Below are 22,052 nucleotides of genomic sequence, written 5' to 3' on the forward strand. Positions count from 1 at the left end.
GATGTCCGGCACCGGTACGCCCAAATTCGTCGCATCGGTGCTGGACTTCGCGCCGACGGGCTTCCTTGCCCGCCTCCTGCTGGTGGGGGCCTACCTCGTCGGCGGGCTCACCAAGCTCACCGACTGGCAGGGCGCGGTGGCGGAGCAGGCCCACTTCGGCCTGACCCCGCCCGCGCTCTGGGCCGCGCTAACCATCGCGGTGGAACTCGTGGGTCCGCTGCTGATCCTGAGCGGCCGCCTCGTCTGGCTGGGCGCGGGCATGCTCGGCGTGTTCACCTTCTTCGCCGCGCTGGTCGCCAATGCCTTCTGGGCCATGCCCGCCGGGCCCGAGCGCTTCGGCGCCACCAATGCCTTCTTCGAGCACATGGGGCTGGTCGGCGGCTTCATTCTCGTGGCTATCCTTGCCCACCGGGCGAAGAGCCGTGCCTGAAGCGTCCGTTGCGTGTTCCCAAAATCCCTCGTCGCCCCCGCGAAGGCGGGGGCCCCGCTTCCTTCTGCCACGCACGAAAGAAGGAAAGCGGGATCCCCGCCTGCCCTACCGGCAGTTCACCCTGAGCGGCCGGCCTGCCGGCCAGCCGAAGGGCGGGGATGACGGCGGAAAGCCAAGCGTAAAGACGGCATTTTCGGCGGCAACCTTACTAGCCGCGTGCCTTGCCCCCACACTAGCCCCCACACTGGCCCACGCCGAACCCACCGAAGCCTGGCAAGCCCCCACCCTTTCCATCACCCGCTACGACGAAGACTGGTCCGATCTTGCCGACGCCGAAAAGCGCGGCCACCACTGGACCGGTCCGTTCAAATACATCCCCATCAGCGATGACGTCTGGCTCTCCACCGGTATCGAACTGCGCGCGCGTAACGAGAACCTGGAGAACAACCTCTGGGGCAGTGCCGAGGCTCCCAACGACAGCTATGTCTGGCTGCGCGCCTTGCCCTATGCGGACCTCCATGTCGGCAAGCTGCGCGCCTTCGTGCAGCCCATCGCCTCCACCTCGATCGGCGTCGCTCCTTCGCCCGGCCCAGTGGACGGAAGCGGTGTCGATCTGCTGCAGGGCTTTGCCGAGGCCGACCTTGGCCCCGTGACCCTGCGCGGCGGGCGGCAGATGCTCTCGCTCGGCACCGAGCGGCTGATCGGCACGCGCTACGGCCCCAACGTGCCGCTCGCCTTCGATGGCGTGCGCGCGGACGTAAAGCTGGGCACGGCCAAAGTCAGCCTGCTGGCCGTGCGCCCGGTGCAGGCGCGCAAGGGGGACTTCAACGACCGCACTTCGCCCGACAAGTCGCTGTGGGGCGCCTATGCCACGCTGCCCGATCTCGACCTCTACTACCTCGGCTATCGCAACGATGCGGCGCATTGGGCCACCCGCGAGGGCACCGAAACCCGCCACAGCCTCGGCGCGCGTTGGCACGGCACGCGGGACGATTGGCACTGGAATGTCGAGGGCGTCTACCAGTTCGGCCGCTTCGCAAATGGCCCGATCTCGGCCTGGACGCTGGGCACCGAACTGGGCCGCGCCTTCCCGGCCGCCCCGCTGGCGCCGGACCTGACCATGCGCGTCAACGTCGTCAGCGGCGATGGCAACCGCGCCGACAACCGCCTCGGCACGTTCAATGCGATGTTCCCCAAGGGCAAGTACTTCGGAGAACTCTCCCCGGTCGGCCCCTACAACATCGTCAACGCCTATTCCTCGCTCGGCCTGCAACTGGCGCCGGACGTCTCGGCCAGCCTCGCGGCCATGGCCTACTGGCGCTATTCGCGGGAGGACGGGATCTACGACATCCCCGGCAACCTGATCCGCAACGCCGGAGACAGCCGCGCGAAGTTCGTCGGCAAGGAAGCCGAAGTCACCATCGCCTGGCAGGCCACCGCCGAACTCGAACTGTCCGCTTCGCTATCCGCCTTCGCGCCGGGCGCCTTCATTCGCGAGACCGGATCTGCGAAAACCATCCACATGCTCGGCCTCGAAAGCAACTTCCGGTTCTGACCAGCATTTCCAATTCATCGAACAAACAGAACAATTTTATTCGGATTTCTAAGGGCCTTCCGCGTCCCTAGACCACTGACACATCCAATCCCACCGGAGATCGACATGACCGCAACGCCTGCTACCGGCCCTGCCGCCCCCGTAAAGTCTAGCCTACCCCGCCTTTTGCTGCTGCTGTCCGCAACGACTGGGCTCGTCGACGCTGCATCCGTGCTCGGGCTTGGCAAGGTCTTCACCGCGAACATGACCGGCAATGTCGTCTTTCTTGGTTTCGCGGCGGCAGGAACGCCAGGCTTCAAGGTGATCCCCGCAGTCATGGCGTTGCTGGCCTTTATGGTCGGCGCTTGGGGGGCGGGCCGGCTCGCTCGCTCGCACGTCGACCTCCCGGTGCGTCGCTGGCTGCTATGGGCCGCCGTGATCGAGGCCGCGCTGCTGTGGATCGCCGCTGCCATCTCGACGAAGATCGACATCGCTGCGCAGGCACCCGAGATCGCCGTACTCTCGGTGATCGTGCTTACGGGGTTCGCCATGGGCCTGCGCAACGCCACTGTACGATCGCTCAAGGTGCCGGATCTCACCACCACTGTGCTGACACTGACGATCACCGGCATCGCCGCTGACATGACCGGTCGCGGTACTTCGCCCAACTTCCTGCGCCGCTTCACTGCCGTGCTGTCGATCTTCCTTGGTGCCGCCGTGGGCGCGCTCCTGTTGCTCCATTTTGGCCTTGCGGTTCCCCTTGTCCTTGCCGGCATCATAGTCCTCGGCGCAACCCTCCTGTGTGCACGTGATCCGGGTACAGCTTTCCCCCACAGGTCATGAACTACTCCGTACAATCGCTTGCTTGCCGCGGGCGCATTGCCATGCAATGCGCCCGCAATGCGTTCTTACCGAGGCTTCCGTTCTGACCTTTGTGGCCTTCTTGTTAGCGGAAACATATCCTTGGCGGCTCTACTCAGCGCAGCGATCTGCGTTCCTGCTGCCTATGCCTCCCCGGCCACGGAAATTCCCGGATATGCCAGCCGTCACTGGTCGCTGGCGGACGGCGCGCCGCCTGATATCCGGGCAATCGCCCGAACACGCGACGGTTTCCTGTGGCTGGGATCAGGCGATGGTCTTTATCGCTTCGATGGGCTGAACTTCAAACGCATCGATCCCGAGGACTTTGACAACTTCCGCGCGCGGCAGGTTACGGCCCTGGCAGCGGCGCCCGATGGAAGCCTGTGGGTAGGCTATGCCTTTGGTGGCATCGCGCATCTGAAGGACGGCAAGCTGCGCGGCGCCAACCCGGAAAAGCCGCGCGGGCGCGTAACGGACATCGACGTTGCCCCCGACGGTTCGGTCTGGGTATCCGCCTGGAGCGGTTTCGGGTCGCAGATGCGCCACCTGGTGAACGGCCACTGGGACGTCATCGACGTGGATGGCCCGCTGGTGCGCATGTATCGCCAGAGCAACGGCACCATGTGGATCGCCTCCAACCCGGAATTGCGCCGCCTGCCGCAGGGCAGCCGCTCCTTCGAGGTGGTGCCGGGGCTGATGAACCTTGGCGCCGTCTTCCGCGAGAGCAAAGACGGGCAGATGTGGTTCTTTTCAAGCGATGGACTGCAGCGCCTCACACCTCGCGGCTACGAGAAGACCGGGATTTCCTTTGGCGAGCCGCTGGGCGGCGGCGATGGCGTCCGCGACTTGCTGTTCGATGCCGACAACCTGCTATGGGTGGCTGGTAACGCCTCCGGATTGGCGACAGTGCCCGCCGGCGATCTCTTGATGGACCGCTCGGCCATCTATCCGGTTCAGATTTCCACGCTCATGCGCGACGGCGAAGGCACGATATGGGGCGGCGGGCCGGATGGGCTACACCGCTTCGTGCGCACGCCGGTTGTACGTTACACCGCCATCAAGGGGGTTCGCACCGGCATTGCGACCGGCCCGGATGGCTCTCTCTACATTGGCGGCGACGAGGGACTCTACCGCATCGTGGATGGCAAAGCGCAGCTTATCCTGCGTTCGGGCCTACTTTCCGATATTTGTTCCGTTTCAGGTGTGGGTGCCTACGTCCTCACCTTCAAGAATGAATATCTCGTGCGTGGCTCCACGGTTACGCGCATCATCGGCCCGCTCGAGCGGGAGCGGCAATTCGGGCAGGCCTGCGCCTCCGATCCGCAGGGGCGTTTGTGGGAGTCGGTATCCGCTTCCGGCATGTTCCGATTGGAAGGCTCGCGCTGGGTGAAGGACGAGAGTCTGCCCCCCGCCACGACCTTCATCGCCACCGGGCCAAACGCCTTCATCGTCAACCAGCCGCTGCGCCTGCTGGCCCGCGTGCATGACGGCGTGACGACGCCGATCTGGCCGGGAAACAATGGCGCGGGAAGCAAGGACGGTGTCGGCTTCGTGCGCATGCTCAAGCAGATGGACGGGGAGACCTGGATCGGCGGCGAGGCGGGCCTTGCCCGCTATGACGGTCATCGCGTTCAGCAGTTGAGCGCGCAGACTTACCCCTGGCTGGCCGGGGTGATGGGTATCGTTCGGGTCGGCAGCCATTACTGGCTGATCGCCGCCGGCGGCATTACCCGCATCGCAGCAACCGATTTCGATGCGGCCTTCGCGCACCCCGGAATGCCGATCCCCCGCGCCCGCTACGGCCAAAACGGCGTCATCCGGGCGCGGACAGAGCCCTATTCTGCCAATGACGCCGCCGTCGATGCGCAAGGGCGCCTGTGGTTCGTAACCAGCACCGGTGTGGTGCAGGTCGATCCCGCTCGCATTGGGCCGCAACGGCCGGACATGCCGATACACGTCACCGGGCTGGAAGTGGACGGGCGCCCCTATCCGCTGGCGGGGGCACGCCTGCCTGCGGGGACCACGCGCGTCAGCCTGTCCTATGTCGGCCTCAGCCTCGCCGATGCGGAAGGAAACCGTTATCGCTACCGACTGGACGGCGTGGATGAGGGCTGGGTCGATGCCGAAGGCCGCCGCCGCGTCGATTACGCGGGGTTGGGGCCCGGCACCTACCGCTTTCACGTCACGGCTGCGACCGCCGACGGGCCATGGGCGAGGCGGGAAGCCGATGTCACTTTCGTAATCGCCCCTCATTTTTGGCAAACCGCATGGTTCCGGCTTGCGGCACTCGCGGCGGCGGCACTGGGTATCTACGCCCTGTTCCGCTGGCGCATGCGTCTGGCCATGCGGTCCTTGCGCGACCGTATCGAGGAGCGCGTGGCGGAACGTGAGCGCATTGCGCAGGACCTGCATGACACCCTGCTGCAAGGCTTTCAGGGCCTGATGCTGCGCTTCCAAACGGTCCTGCACCTCACGACGCCGGGCACTCCCGCGCATACCGCCATCGAAGAAGCGCTGGAACGGGCTGACGACGTTCTTCTCCATGGTCGCGAACGCGTACGCGGCCTGCGCCAGGATGCCGAACCCAAATGCATCGCCGAAACCCTGCGCGCCTGTGCGCAGCGCGTGGTGGGCGATGCACTGATATGGGACATCCGCGTGGACGGGCCGGAACAGCTCATCGGCGCGCCCGTGGCCGAGGAAATCGAACTTGCCGTAGGTGAGGCGCTCGCCAATGCGGTGAAGCATGCGCAGGCGACGATGGTGAAAGTGGAAATCCACCATTCTCGCGATCGCCTGTCGCTTCGCGTGTTCGACGATGGCGTCGGCTTGCCCGACGATGTTCGTGCCGCAGGCGGACGTGAAGGGCACTTTGGTCTGACCGGGATGCGGGAACGCATCGAACGATTGGGCGGCTCCTTCGTCATCGCCAATGCCGCCGGCCAAGGCACGTCGATCCGCCTGACCCTGCCTGCAAAGATCGCCTATCGCTAGGGCAGGATCAGAGTTCGATCAGCCCATTGCGCACGGCGATCGCCACCGCATGGGTTCGATCCATGGCGCCCAGGCGGACAAAAATGGCCTTCATGTAGCCCTTCACGGTTTCCTCCGAGAGGGAAAGGCGCACGGCGATCTGCTTGTTGGAGTTGCCTGCTGCCGCCAGTTCCAGCACGTCGCTTTCCCGCGCTGTCAGCCGCTTCGCTTCGCGATCCGCGGCGGGCATGACCTGCGTGTCGAAGTGGGTTCCGCCGTTGTGGATCGACCGGATTGCGTCCAGCAGATCAGTGCGCAGGCTGTTCTTGAGCAGATATCCCGAAGCACCCGCCTTGATGGCCTGCGCCGCGCGTCCATCGCCCGAGTAGGTGGTCAACACCAGGATGCGCGCCTTGGGGAAATCCGCCAGAATACGCGTCATTGCCTCCACCCCGTCGACATTGGGCATTTGCAGATCCAGCAGCATCACGTCCGGCTGCACGTCACGATAGATGCGGACCGCAGCTTCGCCGTCATCGCCCACCGCGACCAGTTCCAGATCGGGCTGGGTGGCGAACACGGCGATGATTCCGTCGCGCAGCAGGGGGTGATCGTCGACGACGGCGATGCGAATGAAGGACTGTAAAGGCAGGGATTCCATGGCCTTTCTCTAGGCCGCGGGACCCGGTTTATGCAATTCCCCCCAAAAGAGGGGATTGCCCGCTGTGTGCACTATCGACCATTCCTGCCCCGTCACCAGGAGTAGTGGAATGTCCTTTTCAAGCCGTCAAACGATGGGAAATTCCGCCAATGACGGCGCGCGTCAGGGCAGAATCCTGATCGTCGATTCCGTTAGCGAAGCCCAGTCGCGGCTGTGTGCCCTGCTGACCGGCGAAGGCTATGCTGCCGAGACTTTCGCTTGGGCCGGAGCGCTGCTTGATGCGCCGTTGCCCGAAGCGCCCTGCTGTGTCGTGGCGAGCGTGGGAGCCTCCGCCGCCGACGGGCTGGAACTGATTGAGCGCCTCAAGAGCCGGGGCGAACCGATCCCGGTGATCTTCGTTTCGGACCACGCCGACGTTCGGCTTTCCGTCCGTGCCATCAAGGCGGGCGCGGCCGATTTCCTGCTCCGTCCTTTCGATGAGATCGACCTGCTCAATGCCGTCGAGCACGCGTTGGAGACCGATGTGGAGCGCCGCTCGACCGCTCAGCGGCAGCGCGCCGTGGCCCAGCGTTTCGACACGCTTACTGAGCGTGAGCGGCAAGTGATGGAAGGCGTCGTGCGCGGGCTGATGAACAAGCAGATCGCGTGGGAACTGAAGATCAGCGAGATAACCGTGAAGCTTCATCGCTCAAGCCTGATGCGCAAGATGGATCTGCGATCGGTCCCCGATTTGGTCCGGGCCTCCTTGTCCCTTTGCGCCTGACGAGAGCGCAACCGTCCCGCTCCAAGCCGCAATCGAAACGCGATCCCATGCGCCGCCGCCGATGGGCGCATGGGATCGTTCAGCCTCTTGGCGGGAAGATCAGTCCGCCGTCTCGGGCACGGGCGACAGCGCGGGATTGATGTTCATCCCCAAAGCCTTTGCAACGCCTTCGCCATAGGCCGGATGGCAGCGTGTGCAGTTGTCGATGTGCCGCTGCTTGATGAATTCCGGCGCGTCGCCCATCGCGCGGGCCGTGTTCGCGAAGAGACGCTCCTTCTCATCCGCGCTGTAAAGTTCAAACAGGGCACGGGGCTGGCTGTAGTAGTCGTGATCATCCTCACGGAAGTCCCAAAAGTCGGCGTTCCCGTCGATCTTCATGGGCGGCTCGCGATATTCGGGCTGCCCCTGCCACTGGCCGAACGAGTTCGGGTGATAGTGCGGAAGGCCGCCATAGTTGCCGTCGACGCGGCCCTGACCGTCTCGGTGGTTGGTGAAGACGGGACAGCGCGCGGCGTTTACCGGGATCTGGTGGTGGTTCACGCCAAGGCGATAGCGCTGCGCGTCCGAATAGGCGAACAGGCGCGCCTGCAGCATCTTGTCGGGCGAGACGCCGATGCCGGGGACGAGGTTGGAGGGCGCGAAAGCGCTCTGCTCGACATCGGCGAAGAAGTTCTCCGGATTACGGTTCAGTTCCATCACGCCGATTTCGATCAGAGGATAGTCGGCATGCGGCCAGACCTTGGTGAGGTCGAAAGGATGGAAACCACAGGTGGTGGCTTCGACTTCGGGCATGATCTGGACTTGCACGGTCCACTTCGGGAAGTCACCGCGCTCGATAGCATCGTAGAGATCGCGCTGGTTGGATTCGCGGTCCTTGGCGACGACTTCGGCCGCTTCTGCATCGGTCAGGAACTCTACGCCCTGCTGGGTCTTGAAGTGGAACTTCACCCAGAAGCGCTCTCCTTCCTCGTTCCAGAACGAGTAGGTGTGGCTGGAATAGCCGTTCATGTGGCGATAGCTTTTGGGAATGCCGCGATCGCCCATCACATAAGTGATCTGGTGGAAGGCCTCAGGCAGCAGGGTCCAGAAATCCCAATTGTTGGTCGCGCTACGCATGTTGGTGCGCGGATCGCGCTTCACGGCCTTATTGAGGTCGGCGAACTTGCGCGGATCGCGCACGAAGAACACCGGCGTATTGTTGCCGACCATGTCCCAGTTGCCTTCCTCGGTATAGAATTTCACCGCGAAGCCGCGAATGTCACGCTCGGCATCGGCCGCGCCGCGCTCGCCGGCAACGGTGGTGAAACGGGCAAAGAGTTCGGTCTGCTTGCCCGCTTCAGCAAGGAATTTGGCGCGGGTATATTTCGAGACGTCGCCGGTGACGGTGAACGTGCCGAAGGCTCCAGACCCCTTGGCGTGCATGCGCCTTTCCGGGATCACTTCGCGGTTAAGGTTGGCCAGCTTTTCCAGCAGCCACACATCCTGCATCAGCAGCGGGCCGCGCGGGCCCGCAGTCATCGAATTGGAATTATCAACGACGGGCGCACCGAACGCGGTGGTGAGCGGCGTGCCGCCAGAGACGGCGCCATGGCCAAAGGGGCATTTTCCGCCGCTGGGGTTCGATCCGTTCATTGCTTCACTCCTTGAATCTGTCGGTCTCGCAAAGGGTTACGAGCTGGATTTAGCGGAGCGGAAGTGATTGCCTAAACTATACGATGATATGATTGTGATCGGCTGAAGCGATTAATCGGAGTGCTTCCGGAGCTGTTCCCCGAATTCCTCAACCGCGCCGGAGAGCCTTGCCGCTCCAACATCGAACACCCAGCGTTCCAGTAAAGGCTTTCGAGCAAGGCCAAGGTCAACGAGCTTTGATCTGGCGCGAAGCGCTGCCAAAAGCCCTTCTATCATCAGACCGCTGGCCCCGGCAGTAACGCTAGTGGCAATGCCGCTATCGAGCATTCCAGGAGCGAATGCCGCGCTTCGGGCGTTGATAGCCAAAGCGAATTCGGCGGCGGCGCGGACCGCCGCCCGCAATCTGTCCACCGCCCAGCCGCTTGGCTCCCCCAATCCGACCAGAAGCAAGCTGCTGGCATTGATACCGCCAGACGGGCACGGCACGAGCAGGCACTCGCCTATCGCTGCCGTGAATATCCCTTGTTCGCGTAAATCCAGAAGCCGACCATTGAGAGCTGCATCCAGGTGAGCGAGGCCGCCGGTCACCTGTATGTCATCCGCCTCCCTGCTGAACATACCCGCACAGGAAAGCTCGACATCGGCGCCGGCTGCGTCCCACGCCGCCACTTCTATCGATACTTGGAAAGCGGACCCAACCTTGGTCATGAGAATGTCCTTTGACGGCATTGTGTGGATCATCACATAGACTGAGAGGCGGCCGAAATGCGGGCGCTAGCAGCCAAAGCCCCTGCCCTGCACGTCGGCTTGTGCGCACACAATGTAATATTTCACTACTTTTGCCTGTGAAATCAAACTGCAATCAAAGTTAAGTCAAACCGCCACAGCGCTTGGCTACCGACCGTGCCGCGCGGTGAACCCACCGCTGGCAAGGTTTGGGGAATACAATCGCATGACGGCAATTCGATCGGCGGCCAAGGCCGCGCGCTGGGCTATGCTCGCTGGCACCGCGCTTACTCTGTGTTCCGCGACGCAAGCGATGGCCAGTGAGGCCGCTGCGGACGAAGCTGCTTCTGTCGATGCCAATCCCGCCGACGGCAGCAACTCGATCATCGTCACCGGAGCCAAGACGACCCGTTCGGCCACGGCGCTCTCCGATGTCGAAATCCAGAAAATTCTGCCTGGCGTTTCCCCCCTGAAGGCGATCCAAACCCTGCCTGGTGTTCTCTACATCACGGCCGATCCCTGGGGGAATAACGAACAGAACGCGCAGATGTTCATCCATGGCTTTGCCAGTAACCAGCTCGGCTACACCATGGACGGCATTCCTCTGGGCGATCAAAGTTATGGCAACTACAACGGCCTTTCGCCCCAGCGCGCCGTCATTTCGGAGAACGTGGGGCGCGTTGTCGTGGCCACCGGTGCCGGTGACCTGGCGACGCCTTCGAACAGCAACCTTGGCGGTACTGTGGAAACCTTCTCCTCCGACCCGGAGAAAGAGTTCGGCGTTCGCGCTGCCCAGACTTTCGGCAGCTACAGCGCATCGCGCACCTATCTGCGCATCGATAGCGGCGACATCGGCGGCGGGAACTCGGCCTACATCTCCGGCGTACGTCAGAGAGCGCGCGCCTGGGATTTCGACGGTATCCAGAAGGGCTGGCAGGCCAACGCAAAGTTCGTGCATGAAAGCGACGCCGGCAAGCTGACGCTCTATTTCGACTACAATGACATGACGCAGCCGAACGAGGATGCGACTGTCTTCTACAAGCCCTCCGCCGGCGGCACGGCCACCCCGGCCCAGCTCTTCACGCCGTATACCAAGCCCTTTTTCTATCCGGATTTCGATGGTTACCGCACGGACTATCTGACGCCGCTGGGCAACACGCCGGCAGCCGAAGGCAGCAACTATCGCAACTACTACTCGGATGCACAGCGTACCGATTATCTCGGTTACGCGCGTTACGATGCCCACCTGACCGACAAGATCACCTGGTCGACCACGGGTTACTACCACCACAACGATGGTGCCGGCGTTGTCGCTGGACCGCTCGGCCAGTCGATCACCACGGCGCAGGCCTATCTGGATCCCAATTACGCAACCCTCCCTAGCAATTGCCGCTTTAGCGCCAATGGCAACGGAATTCGTCCTTCCGCCTGTACGGCGCTGACCGCTGCGCAGGCGGCTGCCTCCGGTGCCGCGCTGGTGGCTGCTACCGGCGGTTCGGGGATGATTACCCGCACCACCGAATACCGCATCGATCGCGTCGGCGTGATTTCGGCAGCAAGCGTTGAGCTGGGCAACCACAAGATCGAATTCGGCGGCTGGTTCGAACACAACAGCACCACGCAATGGCGCCGCTGGTATGCCGTGCCCGTTTCCGATCCTTCGCTGAGCACCCCTTACATCCGCCCCCGTGACGTCATGGAGCCGCTGTTCACGCAGTATCAGGGCGAAGCGCGGATCAAGCAGTTGCAGCTCCATATTCAGGACACTTGGCAGGTGACCGACCGGTTGCTCGTCCAGGGCGGCGTCAAGACCAGCGCCCAGTGGGCGAACGGGTGGTTCCCGGTCCAGCCGCGTGTCGGCTCGCTGGGCGGCACGACGGCGCTTCCCGAAGGCAAGATCAACACCAAGAACTGGTTCCTGCCCGCCTTCGGCGCGACCTATGACTTCAACGGGCACGAGCAGGTCTACTTCAACGTCCAGAAAAACCTGCGGCAGTATCAGGCCTATCTTGCGGGCGGCGGCGGTCCCTGGTTCACCGGCAGCCAGGCGGCGTTCGACGCTTTCGCCGATGAGGGCAAGCCCGAGACGAGTTGGACGTACGAGGCGGGCGTACGCACGAACCGCACATTTTCCAATGGCCTCGCGATCCAGGCGCAGATCAACTACTATCACGTCGATTTCAGCAACCGCCTGCTTGCCATCCCCACCAACCCGGGCGGGATCGCGGGAAGCGGGATCACCGGCGGCACTTCGACGCTGGTGAATGTCGGCGACGTCAAGACGAATGGCGTCGATGCCGCGATTACGCTGAAGGTTGGGCGGATATTCTCGCTCTATAACGCCGTCTCCTACAATCTCTCCAAATACCAGAACGACTACACTTCTACGGCGCTAGGGATCGGCGCGGCTACCGACACCTGCATCGGCGGCTACGTCGTCACCGGCGGCATCGTCCCGACTTGCGGCAAGCAATTGCCCGGTACGCCCAAGTGGATGAACAAGACGGTCGCGACGCTGGACGTGGGCCCGATCGAGGTACAAGCGATCGGCGATTACGTCGGCCGCCGGTTCGCGACATTCACCAACGATGCCAGCGTCTCGTCCTACTTCCTGACCTCGCTGCGCGTTGCGGGACGAGTGCCGGACGGTGTGTTGCCTCTTCAGAAGGTGGAGCTTGCTCTCAACGTTACCAATCTCACCGACAAGAAGGGCGTCTCGACGCTTTCGATCGGATCGGCCACGAACAGCTATTCGGCTTATCCAATCGCACCGCGCCAGTGGTTCCTGACACTGTCGGCAGCGTATTGAGCGTAGAGGTCCCGAAAAACGACGACCGGCAGCGCAGTCCTAATCTGCGCTGCCGCATCGCAGAAAAGCCGGTATCGGGTAACCCGCTTGACGTTACCAACGGCCTTCCCGAAACCGGCCTTTCGTTAAGCGGCTCTAGGTTCCATCTCTTGAGAGAAGGAACACCAGAGACGTCAACGTACATCATTTCATTCTCATCGCGCTTGATCAGTCGCAACTTGCTTCTGGCTGCCAGCCGCCAAGTTTGTCAGTTCCACAAATTCGTTTCGCCAATAATTTGTCTGGGGGCCGGCAAGACGCGCGATATCGGTGTAGTCGAAGTTTCCAAGCCGAGTATCGCCCCGCAGTTTCTGCCCGAATGCGGCCACCGCGATAGCGAATGCAGCATCGCCCGTCGGCATCGTTGCCATCGTGAGACGGCTGGCGGCCACCGGCGCCTCGACAAGCCGGCTTTGCGTCCCATCGGGAAGCTTGTAACGCAGACGCACGGTTGCCGCCTCGGACGCATCGCCAGTCGGTACGGGCGTCGCGGCTGCATTCGCGGCATACTTGCGCGCGGGCAGCCAGCCCTGCTGACCGGCCGGCACGATCTCGTAGATCGCCGTAACCTGGTGCCCGGCCCCGATCTCACCCGCATCCACCTTGTCGTCGGCGAAATCCTCCTCGCGCAGTGCTCGGTTCTCGTACCCGATCAGGCGGTATTCGCTGACCACCGCCGGATTGAACTCAACCTGCACCTTTACGTCCTTGGCGATGGTGAACAGCGTAGAGGAGAGTTCTTCGTCCAGAACCTTGCGCGCCTCCATGGCATTGTCGATGTAGGCGTGGTTCCCGTTGCCCTGGTCAGCAACCGCTTCCATCATCGCATCGTTGTAATTGCCCTGCCCGAAACCGAGCGTGGTCAGCGTGATGCCGTCCTCGCGGTTCTGGCGGACCATGTCCTCAAGCCCCTTCTGGTCAGACAGGCCGACATTGAAGTCTCCGTCGGTCGCCATGACGATCCGGTTGATACCGCCGGGAATGCGATGCGCGCGGGCAAGGTCATAAGCCATCGATAGTGCGGGACCGCCCGCCGTGCCGCCCCCGGCCTGCAGCCCGGACAGCGCCGCCTTTATGGCCGCAGGATCGTGGCTGCCCTCGACCAGCGTCTCCACCGAACCCGAATAGGTTATGATGGAAATGCTGTCGTCCGCCCGAAGTCCATCCGCCAGGACCGACAGCGCCTGCTTGACCAGCGGCAGCTTGTCCGGCTCATCCATGGAGCCGGATACATCGACCATGAACACGAGGTTCGCCGCCGGCCGCTCGGACCGGGCGACGTCGTAACCGCGTAGGCCGATGCGCAGGAGCCGGGTCTGCGGGTTCCACGGCGTGGTGGAAACATCGGTGGTAACGCTGAAAGGCGTGGTTCGGTCTGCGGGCAGCGGATAGTCATAGCGAAAATAGTTGATCATCTCCTCGGTACGCACCGCCCCGGCAGGAACATGTTGGCCGCCCATCAGCATGCGCCGCACATTGGTGTAGGAACCCGTATCCACATCGACCGCGAACGTTGAAACGGGCTCGCTCGCGGCGCGGTGGATCGGGCTGACCGCCTTCCCATCGTACCGATCACCGCTGTCGGCGTTCGCCGCAACGTCCTCGAACCCGGCATCGCCTGCTGGCTTCGCACCACCGCAGGCCGAAAGCATGAGACCCGACATTAAGGGAAGGGACAGGATCACACGAAAACGCATGTGCTTTCTCCACTGTATTGGTGGAGAACAAATAGTTCTCGGAACTGCATCGATACAAGAGGGCCTGGACTGCAGATCCATCGCCTGCACTTCGGTTGATCCGGCACGATAATCAGAAAATGGCGGATCTACGGTGCACTTTCCACTCCCTGCACGGTTTCTGCACAGACTCTGCGCTAACAATTGACCGCGAAGCCACGATAAACTGCGCCGTCTGCCTCGCATAATAACTCCCGTCATTCAGGGAGATACGCAAATGCAGTTCGTCGCCGCCCCCTTGGGCGCAAGCTTCCGATGGAAACTTGCAGTAGGACTGGTCTTCGCCTGTGCAGCAGACTGGCTTGTGCATCGAAGTGCCCCGCCCAATGGCGTGCCGGGCATTCTGGCACTGGCTCTCCTGGCCGGTCTGCTTGCAGGAAGGCCGGCGGTACGGCAAAGCCGGGCCGGCCAGCTGGCGACCCTTGGCGCGACGGTCTTCGCCCTCGCGCTCACCTGGGATCCCGGCATGCTCTCCTGGACGCTTTTCTGGCTTGCCGCGGGAATGGCCACATTGCTTCCCCAAACCGGCAGGTTCGACGACGGTTGGCGCTGGATACAGCGTCTGCTCTGGCAAGGCCTGCGCGCACCGTTCGGTCCCTTGATCGACTTGCGACGCATGGCGAAAGTCCGTGCCGCCGGGCACGGCAGACGCATCGGCCTGCGCCGGGCGGCCTCCCTGCTGACGTTGCCGCTAGTCGGCGGCGCGGTGATCGTGACACTGTTCTGCGCCGCCAATCCCATATTGGCGCAAGCGGTATCTTCACTGCTGTCGATCGACACGACCATCATGGTCATGGTGCCGCGTGCGATGCTGTGGACGCTGTTCTTCGCCATGCTGTGGAGCCTGCTGCGCCCCAGCCTGCTCAAACGCCCCCTGCCATTGTTCGACGGGCGCGGTGATATCGCCCTGCCGGGGGTTTCACCGGCATCAATCACGATCTCGCTGGTGGTCTTCAACGCGATCTTCGCGCTGCAGAACGCGCTCGATGCAGCCTATCTCTGGGGTACCGCTAGCTTGCCGGAGGGGATGACGCTGGCCGATTATGCCCATCGCGGCGCCTATCCGCTGATCGCCACTGCATTGCTGGGAGCGCTGTTCGTGCTGGTTGCGCTGCGCCCGGGTTCGGAAACCGCGCGTTCGCCGGCAATCCGGCGCCTCGTCACCTTATGGATCGCCCAGAACATCATCCTCGTCGCCTCGTCGATCCAGCGCACGGTCGACTATGTGGAGGCCTATTCGCTCACCCGTCTGCGCATCGCGGCTCTCGTATGGATGCTGCTGGTCGGCTTCGGTCTCGCCACGATCTGCTGGCGCCTGCTACGCGATCGCAGTTCAGCCTGGCTGGTCAACGTCAATCTCGCGGCGACGACGATAGTGCTGACAGCGATCTGCTTCCTGGACCTCGGCTCGCTGGCAGCCTACTGGAACGTCCGCCATGCCCGTGAGGTCGGCGGTGCCGGTGCTGCGCTGGACTTGTGCTATCTCGGCCAACAGGGCGAGTCCGCTCTGCTTCCCCTGCTGGAACTCGAACGACGCCGCGATCTCGGCTTCGATTTCCGCCAGCGCGTGCATGCCGTGCGTCTGCAAACGACACGCGATTATAGCATGTACGCCAGCCTGCTCCACGCGCGCCGCCGCGAACAGGCCGAAGCCCTTGCCGCGAGGCTGCCTCCAGTAGACCTTGGCGACGGCGAGCGCGGATGCGATGGATCGCTGATCCCGGAGCCTGCCCCGCCGCCTCCTTCCCCTCCCCCGCCATCACCGGCCCCACAGCCGCAATTCCCACCGCAGGCCACCGCGCCGCGTTGACATGGGCCTTGAGGAAATGAACATGTCAGCCATGCCCGGCACGATCCTTCTCGTCGACGACGATCCCCATATCCGCCAGTTACTCGTCTTCGCCTTCGGCAAGGCCGGTCTCGACACCATTGAGGCCGGCGACGGTGAGGAAGCACTGGCGCAAGTCGCGCGCCATGATCCCGATCTGGTGATCCTGGACATCAACATGCCGCGCATGGACGGGTTGGAAGTCTGCCGGCGCCTTCGGGCAACGAGCGAAGTGCCGATCTTTTTCCTCTCCTCACGTGATGACGAGATCGACCGGGTGCTTGGCATCGAACTGGGCGGCGACGACTATGTGGTGAAGCCCTTCTCACCGCGCGAAGTCGTTGCCCGGTCGATGGCGATCCTGCGCCGCACCGGTTTGCGCACTGCAGCGCTCGCTGGTCCGTCCGACAGCGTCGCCGTGCTGCGCCATGGCCTGCTGAGCCTCGACCCGGAAAGCTGGACTGCGCAGTGGCACTGCCATGAAGTCGCCCTGACGGTGACCGAGTTCACCATCCTGCGCACGCTTCTATCCAGCCCTGCGCGCATCTTCTCCCGCGATCAGATCATCGATCGTCTGCGCGGCCCCGGCTTCGCACTGACGGATCGTACGATCGACAGCCACGTCCGCAATTTGCGCCGGAAATTCGCGGACGTCGGTGCCAGCGACCTGGTTGAGACGCGCGCCGGGATCGGATACCGCCTCGGCGCCTGCATGGGCACCGCGGCAGAGGGATGATCCGCAGGGTCTGGACACGGATCAAGGCCATCGTCGCCTGGCACTGGCCGATCCTGCGCCTGCGCACGATCCTGCTGGGAACGCTGCTGTTCGTCGCCGCACTGCCGGGGTTTGGCGCGATCTTCCTGCGCATCTACGAAAACGCGCTGGTCCGGCGGACCGAGGCGGAACTGGTGGCGCAAAGCGCCGCTCTGGCCGCCAGCGCAGCCGTCGTCGGCAGTGGGATTGCCCTACCCGCCGTGCCCGAACGCTATAACGACCGGATGACCGAAGTGGACTTGCGTTCCTCCCCGGTCCTGCCACCCCGCCCGCGCGCAGCTTCCGTCGAAGGCCACCCCGATCCCGCTGCCGTGGCGCTGGCCTGGCGGATGATGCCGGCTTTTCAGGAAACCAAGGTGACGACCCTGGCCTCGATCCTGATGCTGGATCGGCAGGGCATCCTGCTCAACGGACCTGAGGCCGGCGGCAGTCTGGCCACGCTGCCGGAAGTCCACGCCGCGCTTGAAGGCGTGCCTATGACCGTCCTGCGCGAGAACGCCGGTTATCCAGCCAGCCACGCGCTCGATTGGCTGAGCCGCGCCGCCAACATCCGCTTGCATCATGCGCGGCCCATCGTGGTGGGCGGCAAAGTCGTGGGCTTACTGCTGGTATCGCGCTCGCCGCGCGCCCTGGCCTTGGGCATCTACGAGGATCGGGGCAAGATCGCGCTGGGCGTGGCAGCGATCTTCGCAATGCTCCTGATGCTCTCGGCGGTGCTGTCGCGCGCCATCGTGCGGCCGATCGAAGGATTGAGCCGCGCAACGCGCGCACTCGCATCGGGCCAGCGCGTCTCCGCCCGGCAACCGACCTTGCAGGTGGTCGAGATCCGCGCGCTCTATGAAGATTTCGAGCAAATGGCCGATGCCATCGAAAAACGCTCACGTTACTTGCGCGATTTCGCTTCCTCGGTCAGCCACGAGTTCAAGACGCCGCTGGCTGGAATTTCCGGTGCCATCGAGCTGCTCCAGGATCATGGCGCCCAGATGTCACCCGCGGAAAGCGAACGGTTCCTTGCCAACATGGCTGCGGATGCCCGGCGCCTCTCGCGCCTTGTGGGCCGGTTGATGGAACTTGCCCGTGCCGACGTGCTGGTGGGAATGACCGATGCCAGCATTCTTCCAAGCGCTTTGCTCCTCGCCGTCGCCGATGGACTATCTGGCAAAGACTTCGCGATTTCCGTAAATTTGCCGGAAAAGGAACCTGAGATTTGCATCGACGGCGACGCACTGGAAGCCGTGCTGACCACTCTGGTCGAGAATGCCCGGCAAGCGGGCGCAAGGCACCTGGAAGTCTCTCTGCAGAGCAAGCCGGACGTGGTTGCCATCGACTTGATCGATGACGGCCCGGGCATTCCCGAGGCGGACCACCAACGTATTTTCGAGCCGTTTTTTACCAGCAAACGCGAACTTGGCGGCACGGGACTGGGGTTGCCCATCGCCCGTTCACTATTGCAGGCTTACGGCGGCGAACTGGAACTCATCTCTTCGACACATGGCGCACATTTTCAAATTACCTGCCTTAACGGCAACGCATCGTTTGAGTGACGATTAGAACAACCAGAAGCCTGATCCGATAAACGCGCGTCGCTTGTTACACGCCTCTTTGCAGGTCGCACGTTCGCAACAAGCACGTCTAGGCACACGCTTAGACCAACCGGCTCAATCATCGTTTCCGCCGACGAAGCCGACATTCAGTGCCTCATTCGCGCGGCCTGAAAGCCCACCTTCGTTCACCGATCCGCTAGCGACCGTGGACGGCCAACCTTCGCCGCGAGCTGCCATAATAGCTAACGGCCCCGTACTTGGGCGTCGAAATTCGGCGGCGGAACGGCAAGAATGGGTCGGCGGCGGAAACGATGCAATACTCGTCCAAGTCCAACTGCCGAGAATGGTCTTTAGGATAGCGGACGGTCGGCTGCCGGAGCTGAAAATTTTAGCTCTGAGCGACTGAAATGGGTCGCAGTCGGACAGAGAAACGGATGCTTGCATATCTCGCTCTCTACGCTCTCTCCAGCCATCCGAGATAATGGATCAGTCGTCCTATCACCGGCAGCGCAATGGGGACGTCGAAATGGAAACGCCCGTCTTCGCTCCACTCCTTCGCGGCCGAGCGCGGCGCCATGAATTTCGGCAAAGGCAGCGGGCCGATCCACCACCGCTGCATCACCATGCTCAAACCTTGCGCGTCGCTGGGAAGATCAAAGGCAAAGCGCAGGGGACCGAACCGCTCGACAAGCAGGGAACCGCGCTGACTGAGCTGGCTGTGGAAACGCCGTCCGCTGAAATCGCGCGTCCAGGTTTCTCGCCCGCCGCTCTCCCGGAAATGGACGTGCAGGCGATGGAGGCCAGGTTTTGGAAAACCCACGATCCGGGCGACGAATGCGGCGATGGGGTTCGCGGCGCCGGTCACGTGCGCTTCCCCCGTCGCGCCGCCATCGCGGTGCACATCGTGGATGGCGCGGAGTTCCGGCGGCAGGTGCGCGAAACGATCGCCCATCACGCGCTCATACAAGGAGGGCGATGCCGTCAGTTCCTGCGTGCAGCAGTGGATGGTCAACTGCCTGAACGCATCGGCATAGTCGTCGAGCGTCAGCGCCTCGCCGGCATCGCGCGCGCCCGCCGCCTCCTTGCCCGAAAGGATGCGCGCGACGATCGGCGCGACGGACAAAGTCGGTATTTCCGGCCCATCCCCGCGTTCCGCAATCAGCGTCCATCGCCGCTCCACTCGTTGTCCGTCCGCATCGCCGAACAGGCGCACGATCATGGCGGAGCGATCGCTGCCGAGCGAGCGGGTGAGTGTCTGGAGCGGGTTGAGGAGCCATGCGAACGGCGCAAGAGATGCGACGAGGCGCGTGCGCACCAGCCAGCTCGCGAACCACAGCGCCCAATTCTGAAACCCCAGCTCCGTGCCCGCGCGAAAAACGACGGCGGGACGACCTGCCAGTCTATAGGGAAGGAGAGCAAGGTCAGGCACGTCGACGAGCGCAACGCTGCGCCGCGCGATCGCTTCGGCCCCCGCGCATTCGAACCGCGCGGTATGCATCTCCTGCCATCCGGAGGCTTGCGTCCAGCGCTGCCCCCGCCACAGGCGCAGGGGCTGCCCGACCTGGCCCAGTATCGCCGCCGACACGGCCGGACCCGCCGCCGCCTTGTTCGACGCGCTGATCGCCATTTCGACCGATCGGACCCTGTCCATGCCGCCGGCGAGATGACGCACGGCTGCGCCCGACAAGGCTGGCACACTTGACGCGCCGGAAAGGACGACGACCCCGACCTCTTTCGCCGCAGCGTCGAGTACCGCGATACCGCACACGAAATCGCGGCTGTCGGCGATGTCGATATAATGCACCCCGGCGGCGATGCAGGCCTTGGGAATGGCATAGTCCATCGCCTGGAACGGGCCCGATGCATCCACCACCATGGCAGGCATATGCTGCTCCAGCGCCCCGGCGATCCGGCTTCGGTCCAGCGCCAGCGGTATCAGGCCCGGCGTTTCCCCGCAAAAGGTCTGCGCCTTGCCCAAAGACCTGCCCGCGACCAGCACCTCGTGCCCTGCCGCAGCCAGGCGCCGGGCGATCCGCCCGCCAAAACCGCCATAGCCACCAAGGAGCAGGATGCGGGTCACAGAATGCGGCCGGCTTGCTCGGGCGTCGGTATCCAGCAGGCCGACCTTCGCCCGAAGAGTCGGTAGCGATGCCGCGCAACCCAGCGATAGACCGGATCGCGCACCCAGCGCGGCACGATCCGCAGCACCGCCAGCGCGTTCCACGGACGATCAAGGCCTGCCCAAATGGCCAGCACCGCATCGCTGTCCCGCAAGACCCGGTCGCCCTCAACCACGATTAACGTTTCCGGATTGGCTGGGTCGATCCCGAACCGGCGATAAAGCGCTGCCCCGGCTTCGCCCTGCATCGATGCCAATCGGAAACGCCCGTCCCGGTCGTGCCGCAGGATGAAAGTGGCATTGGCGGAGCACAGCACGCACATCGCGTCGAACACGACGATCGGGTGGTCGCCGCTGTGCACAGTGATGGTCATGCGGCTTCCACGGCCGGCATAGCCATCTGAAGCTCGCCTTCCAGCTCCAGTGGCCGCAGCGGGTTGCCGACCAGTCCACTCACCATTGACGCCTGTATGGCTGTGGCTGGCCATAATTTTGACAGGGGGCCGACAAGACGGTCGCGGATCAATGGCAGCAGACGGCTGTCGGATTGATAGACTGGGGTAAACAGCGCAGTGAGCCATTGATACGTCAGAACGTGGCGGCGGCGCAGCCGGATCCCGTGCCGAACTCCCTCGTCGACGGTGCTCGCGTGTTCCAGACCACGGGCCAGCGCCCAGGCGTCGAGCAGCGCCATGTTGGCGCCTTGCCCCAGCTGCGGGCTGGCGGAATGCCACGCATCACCGATATGGACCAGCGCCGGCTCTGCCGGGGAGGACAGGGTTCGATGCGCGTAGCGAGCGAAGGTCAATTGGTCGGGGTCGGTGATCTGGTCGAGCAGCGCAGCACAATCGGGCCAGAGCGCGGCGACCCGTGCCTTCCACGCGGGCAGCCCAGCCGCGCGCCAATGGTCCAGCCTATCCGCCCGGAGAGACCAGAAGAAAGCCGCCTTGGGCACAGTCATGCCCGGTGGTGTCCCGATGGGTAGTACGCCTGCCATGATGCTCGCCCGGTCGTAGCGTTGGGCAAGAGTGTGGGGATCGAAGCCGGCACCGTCGGGCCAGTCGAGGCTGGCCCACAGCGCCCCATAAGCCAGTTCCCGGCCCGTCGGCGGAGCGAGCGGCGTCCGCGTGCCCAGCGCGTCAACGACGAGTTCGTAGGGGCCGCTCGCCTGGCCATCGGCAAAGCGCAACGCGCGATGCTCCCCAAGCAGCGTACTTCCGGCCAAAGTGCGTCCGGAGTGAAGAGGAATGCCCGACCGCAGCACGGCCTCGTGCAGGACCGCGAACAAGCTGGCTCGGTGTATTCCGATGCCGAACGTGTCCGGACGGCGCAGCGCAGCGTAATGGACGTCGAGCACCACCCGCTTGCCCGCCATCCCGAACAACCGATCGACCCGTGCGCCGCGGGCCAGGACCGCGTCAAGCAAGCCAAGCCTGGCGAGGACTGCCATCCCCGTAGGCTGGATCATCAGTCCTGAACCGATAGGCTGGGGTGTCTCGAACCGCTCGAACAGGGTAACGTGATGTCCTGCACGATGAAGCAGCAGCGCCGCCGCCAACCCGCACGGCCCACAGCCGGCAATCGCAATGTTCAGCCCCCGCATCCTTGCTGCCTACCCCAGG

The 22,052-nt window shown here is 63.6% G+C and carries 16 protein-coding genes; 9 read left to right on the plus strand and 7 right to left on the minus strand.

Annotation, left to right across the window (positions count from 1 at the left end):
• Position 1 precedes the first annotated feature (1 nt).
• The 4 genes from ACZ1JV_RS07505 (at position 2) to ACZ1JV_RS07520 (ending at position 5,819) form a co-directional block, all read left to right on the plus strand.
• Positions 2-430, plus strand: coding sequence for a DoxX family protein (locus tag ACZ1JV_RS07505; RefSeq protein WP_465149029.1), 429 nt, complete (start codon positions 2-4; stop codon positions 428-430).
• A complete protein-coding gene (locus ACZ1JV_RS07510) occupies positions 348-1,985 on the plus strand; it encodes an alginate export family protein (protein ID WP_465149030.1) in 1,638 nt (545 codons plus the stop codon). Before ACZ1JV_RS07505 ends, ACZ1JV_RS07510 begins: the two co-directional genes overlap by 83 nt.
• A gap of 105 nt (positions 1,986-2,090) precedes the next feature.
• Entirely contained in the window at positions 2,091-2,807 is a 717-nt protein-coding gene (locus tag ACZ1JV_RS07515) for a YoaK family protein (protein ID WP_465149031.1), read from the plus strand.
• 120 nt (positions 2,808-2,927) lie between these two features.
• A complete protein-coding gene (locus ACZ1JV_RS07520) occupies positions 2,928-5,819 on the plus strand; it encodes a sensor histidine kinase (RefSeq protein ID WP_465149032.1) in 2,892 nt (963 codons plus the stop codon).
• Between the two features lie 7 nt (positions 5,820-5,826).
• On the opposite strand, the gene ACZ1JV_RS07525 is transcribed toward ACZ1JV_RS07520, so the two are convergent.
• Positions 5,827-6,459, minus strand: coding sequence for a response regulator transcription factor (locus ACZ1JV_RS07525; RefSeq protein ID WP_465149033.1), 633 nt, complete (start codon positions 6,457-6,459; stop codon positions 5,827-5,829).
• 109 nt (positions 6,460-6,568) lie between these two features.
• Between ACZ1JV_RS07525 and ACZ1JV_RS07530 the strand changes: the two genes are divergently transcribed.
• On the plus strand, positions 6,569-7,222 hold the full coding sequence (locus ACZ1JV_RS07530) for a response regulator transcription factor (RefSeq protein WP_465149034.1): 654 nt from the start codon (positions 6,569-6,571) through the stop codon (positions 7,220-7,222).
• Between the two features lie 99 nt (positions 7,223-7,321).
• Here the strand turns inward: ACZ1JV_RS07530 and ACZ1JV_RS07535 are convergent, their stop codons facing one another.
• Positions 7,322-8,854 (minus strand): catalase, encoded by a 1,533-nt coding sequence (locus tag ACZ1JV_RS07535; protein WP_465149035.1) that lies wholly within the window; start codon positions 8,852-8,854, stop codon positions 7,322-7,324.
• A 111-nt stretch (positions 8,855-8,965) separates the two neighbouring features.
• Positions 8,966-9,562: a M17 family peptidase N-terminal domain-containing protein gene (locus ACZ1JV_RS07540; protein ID WP_465149036.1), complete on the minus strand. Its 597-nt coding sequence runs from the start codon at positions 9,560-9,562 to the stop codon at positions 8,966-8,968.
• Between the two features lie 244 nt (positions 9,563-9,806).
• Here ACZ1JV_RS07540 and ACZ1JV_RS07545 point away from each other — a divergent pair, with 244 nt between their 5' ends.
• A complete protein-coding gene (locus ACZ1JV_RS07545; protein ID WP_465149037.1) occupies positions 9,807-12,389 on the plus strand; it encodes a TonB-dependent receptor in 2,583 nt (860 codons plus the stop codon).
• Positions 12,390-12,583: 194 nt separating this feature from the next.
• On the opposite strand, the gene ACZ1JV_RS07550 is transcribed toward ACZ1JV_RS07545, so the two are convergent.
• Positions 12,584-14,125 (minus strand): vWA domain-containing protein, encoded by a 1,542-nt coding sequence (locus ACZ1JV_RS07550; RefSeq protein WP_465149038.1) that lies wholly within the window; start codon positions 14,123-14,125, stop codon positions 12,584-12,586.
• A 256-nt stretch (positions 14,126-14,381) separates the two neighbouring features.
• On the opposite strand from ACZ1JV_RS07550, the gene ACZ1JV_RS07555 reads away from it, so the two are divergent.
• From ACZ1JV_RS07555 to ACZ1JV_RS07565, 3 genes are read left to right on the plus strand one after another with little or no spacing between them, the layout of a single operon-like run.
• On the plus strand, positions 14,382-15,974 hold the full coding sequence (locus tag ACZ1JV_RS07555) for a DUF4153 domain-containing protein (RefSeq protein WP_465149039.1): 1,593 nt from the start codon (positions 14,382-14,384) through the stop codon (positions 15,972-15,974).
• A 22-nt stretch (positions 15,975-15,996) separates the two neighbouring features.
• Positions 15,997-16,728, plus strand: coding sequence for a response regulator transcription factor (locus ACZ1JV_RS07560; protein ID WP_465149040.1), 732 nt, complete (start codon positions 15,997-15,999; stop codon positions 16,726-16,728).
• On the plus strand, positions 16,725-18,311 hold the full coding sequence (locus ACZ1JV_RS07565; RefSeq protein WP_465149041.1) for a sensor histidine kinase: 1,587 nt from the start codon (positions 16,725-16,727) through the stop codon (positions 18,309-18,311). Before ACZ1JV_RS07560 ends, ACZ1JV_RS07565 begins: the two co-directional genes overlap by 4 nt.
• Positions 18,312-18,765: 454 nt before the next feature.
• Here ACZ1JV_RS07565 and ACZ1JV_RS07570 read toward each other — a convergent pair whose 3' ends face one another.
• From ACZ1JV_RS07570 to ACZ1JV_RS07580, 3 genes are read right to left on the minus strand one after another with little or no spacing between them, the layout of a single operon-like run.
• The gene (locus ACZ1JV_RS07570; protein ID WP_465149042.1) at positions 18,766-20,391 is read right to left on the minus strand and encodes a DUF4166 domain-containing protein; all 1,626 of its coding nucleotides are present in this window, start codon (positions 20,389-20,391) and stop codon (positions 18,766-18,768) included.
• Complete coding sequence (locus ACZ1JV_RS07575; protein WP_465149043.1) at positions 20,388-20,804, minus strand: thiol-disulfide oxidoreductase DCC family protein; 417 nt, start codon at positions 20,802-20,804, stop codon at positions 20,388-20,390. The genes ACZ1JV_RS07570 and ACZ1JV_RS07575 overlap by 4 nt, the downstream gene beginning before the upstream one ends.
• Positions 20,801-22,033 carry an FAD-dependent oxidoreductase gene (locus ACZ1JV_RS07580; protein ID WP_465149044.1) on the minus strand — a complete coding sequence of 411 codons (1,233 nt, stop codon included), beginning with the start codon at positions 22,031-22,033 and terminating at the stop codon, positions 20,801-20,803. Before ACZ1JV_RS07580 ends, ACZ1JV_RS07575 begins: the two co-directional genes overlap by 4 nt.
• Positions 22,034-22,052: the final 19 nt, after the last annotated feature.

The sequence above is a fragment of the Novosphingobium sp. BL-S-19 genome, assembly GCF_055521675.1.

Excerpts from the sequence above, each read along its gene's own strand:
- ACZ1JV_RS07540 (WP_465149036.1), bottom strand. The coding sequence starts at position 9,562 with ATGACCAAGGTTGGGTCCGCTTTCCAAGTATCGATAGAAGTGGCGGCG.
- ACZ1JV_RS07580 (WP_465149044.1), bottom strand. The coding sequence starts at position 22,033 with ATGCGGGGGCTGAACATTGCGATTGCCGGCTGTGGGCCGTGCGGGTTG.
- ACZ1JV_RS07535 (WP_465149035.1), bottom strand. The coding sequence starts at position 8,854 with ATGAACGGATCGAACCCCAGCGGCGGAAAATGCCCCTTTGGCCATGGC.
- ACZ1JV_RS07505 (WP_465149029.1), top strand. The coding sequence starts at position 2 with ATGTCCGGCACCGGTACGCCCAAATTCGTCGCATCGGTGCTGGACTTC.
- ACZ1JV_RS07575 (WP_465149043.1), bottom strand. The coding sequence starts at position 20,804 with ATGACCATCACTGTGCACAGCGGCGACCACCCGATCGTCGTGTTCGAC.
- ACZ1JV_RS07565 (WP_465149041.1), top strand. The coding sequence starts at position 16,725 with ATGATCCGCAGGGTCTGGACACGGATCAAGGCCATCGTCGCCTGGCAC.
- ACZ1JV_RS07510 (WP_465149030.1), top strand. The coding sequence starts at position 348 with ATGCCTTCTTCGAGCACATGGGGCTGGTCGGCGGCTTCATTCTCGTGG.
- ACZ1JV_RS07525 (WP_465149033.1), bottom strand. The coding sequence starts at position 6,459 with ATGGAATCCCTGCCTTTACAGTCCTTCATTCGCATCGCCGTCGTCGAC.
- ACZ1JV_RS07560 (WP_465149040.1), top strand. The coding sequence starts at position 15,997 with ATGTCAGCCATGCCCGGCACGATCCTTCTCGTCGACGACGATCCCCAT.
- ACZ1JV_RS07545 (WP_465149037.1), top strand. The coding sequence starts at position 9,807 with ATGACGGCAATTCGATCGGCGGCCAAGGCCGCGCGCTGGGCTATGCTC.
- ACZ1JV_RS07550 (WP_465149038.1), bottom strand. The coding sequence starts at position 14,125 with ATGCGTTTTCGTGTGATCCTGTCCCTTCCCTTAATGTCGGGTCTCATG.
- ACZ1JV_RS07515 (WP_465149031.1), top strand. The coding sequence starts at position 2,091 with ATGACCGCAACGCCTGCTACCGGCCCTGCCGCCCCCGTAAAGTCTAGC.
- ACZ1JV_RS07555 (WP_465149039.1), top strand. The coding sequence starts at position 14,382 with ATGCAGTTCGTCGCCGCCCCCTTGGGCGCAAGCTTCCGATGGAAACTT.
- ACZ1JV_RS07530 (WP_465149034.1), top strand. The coding sequence starts at position 6,569 with ATGTCCTTTTCAAGCCGTCAAACGATGGGAAATTCCGCCAATGACGGC.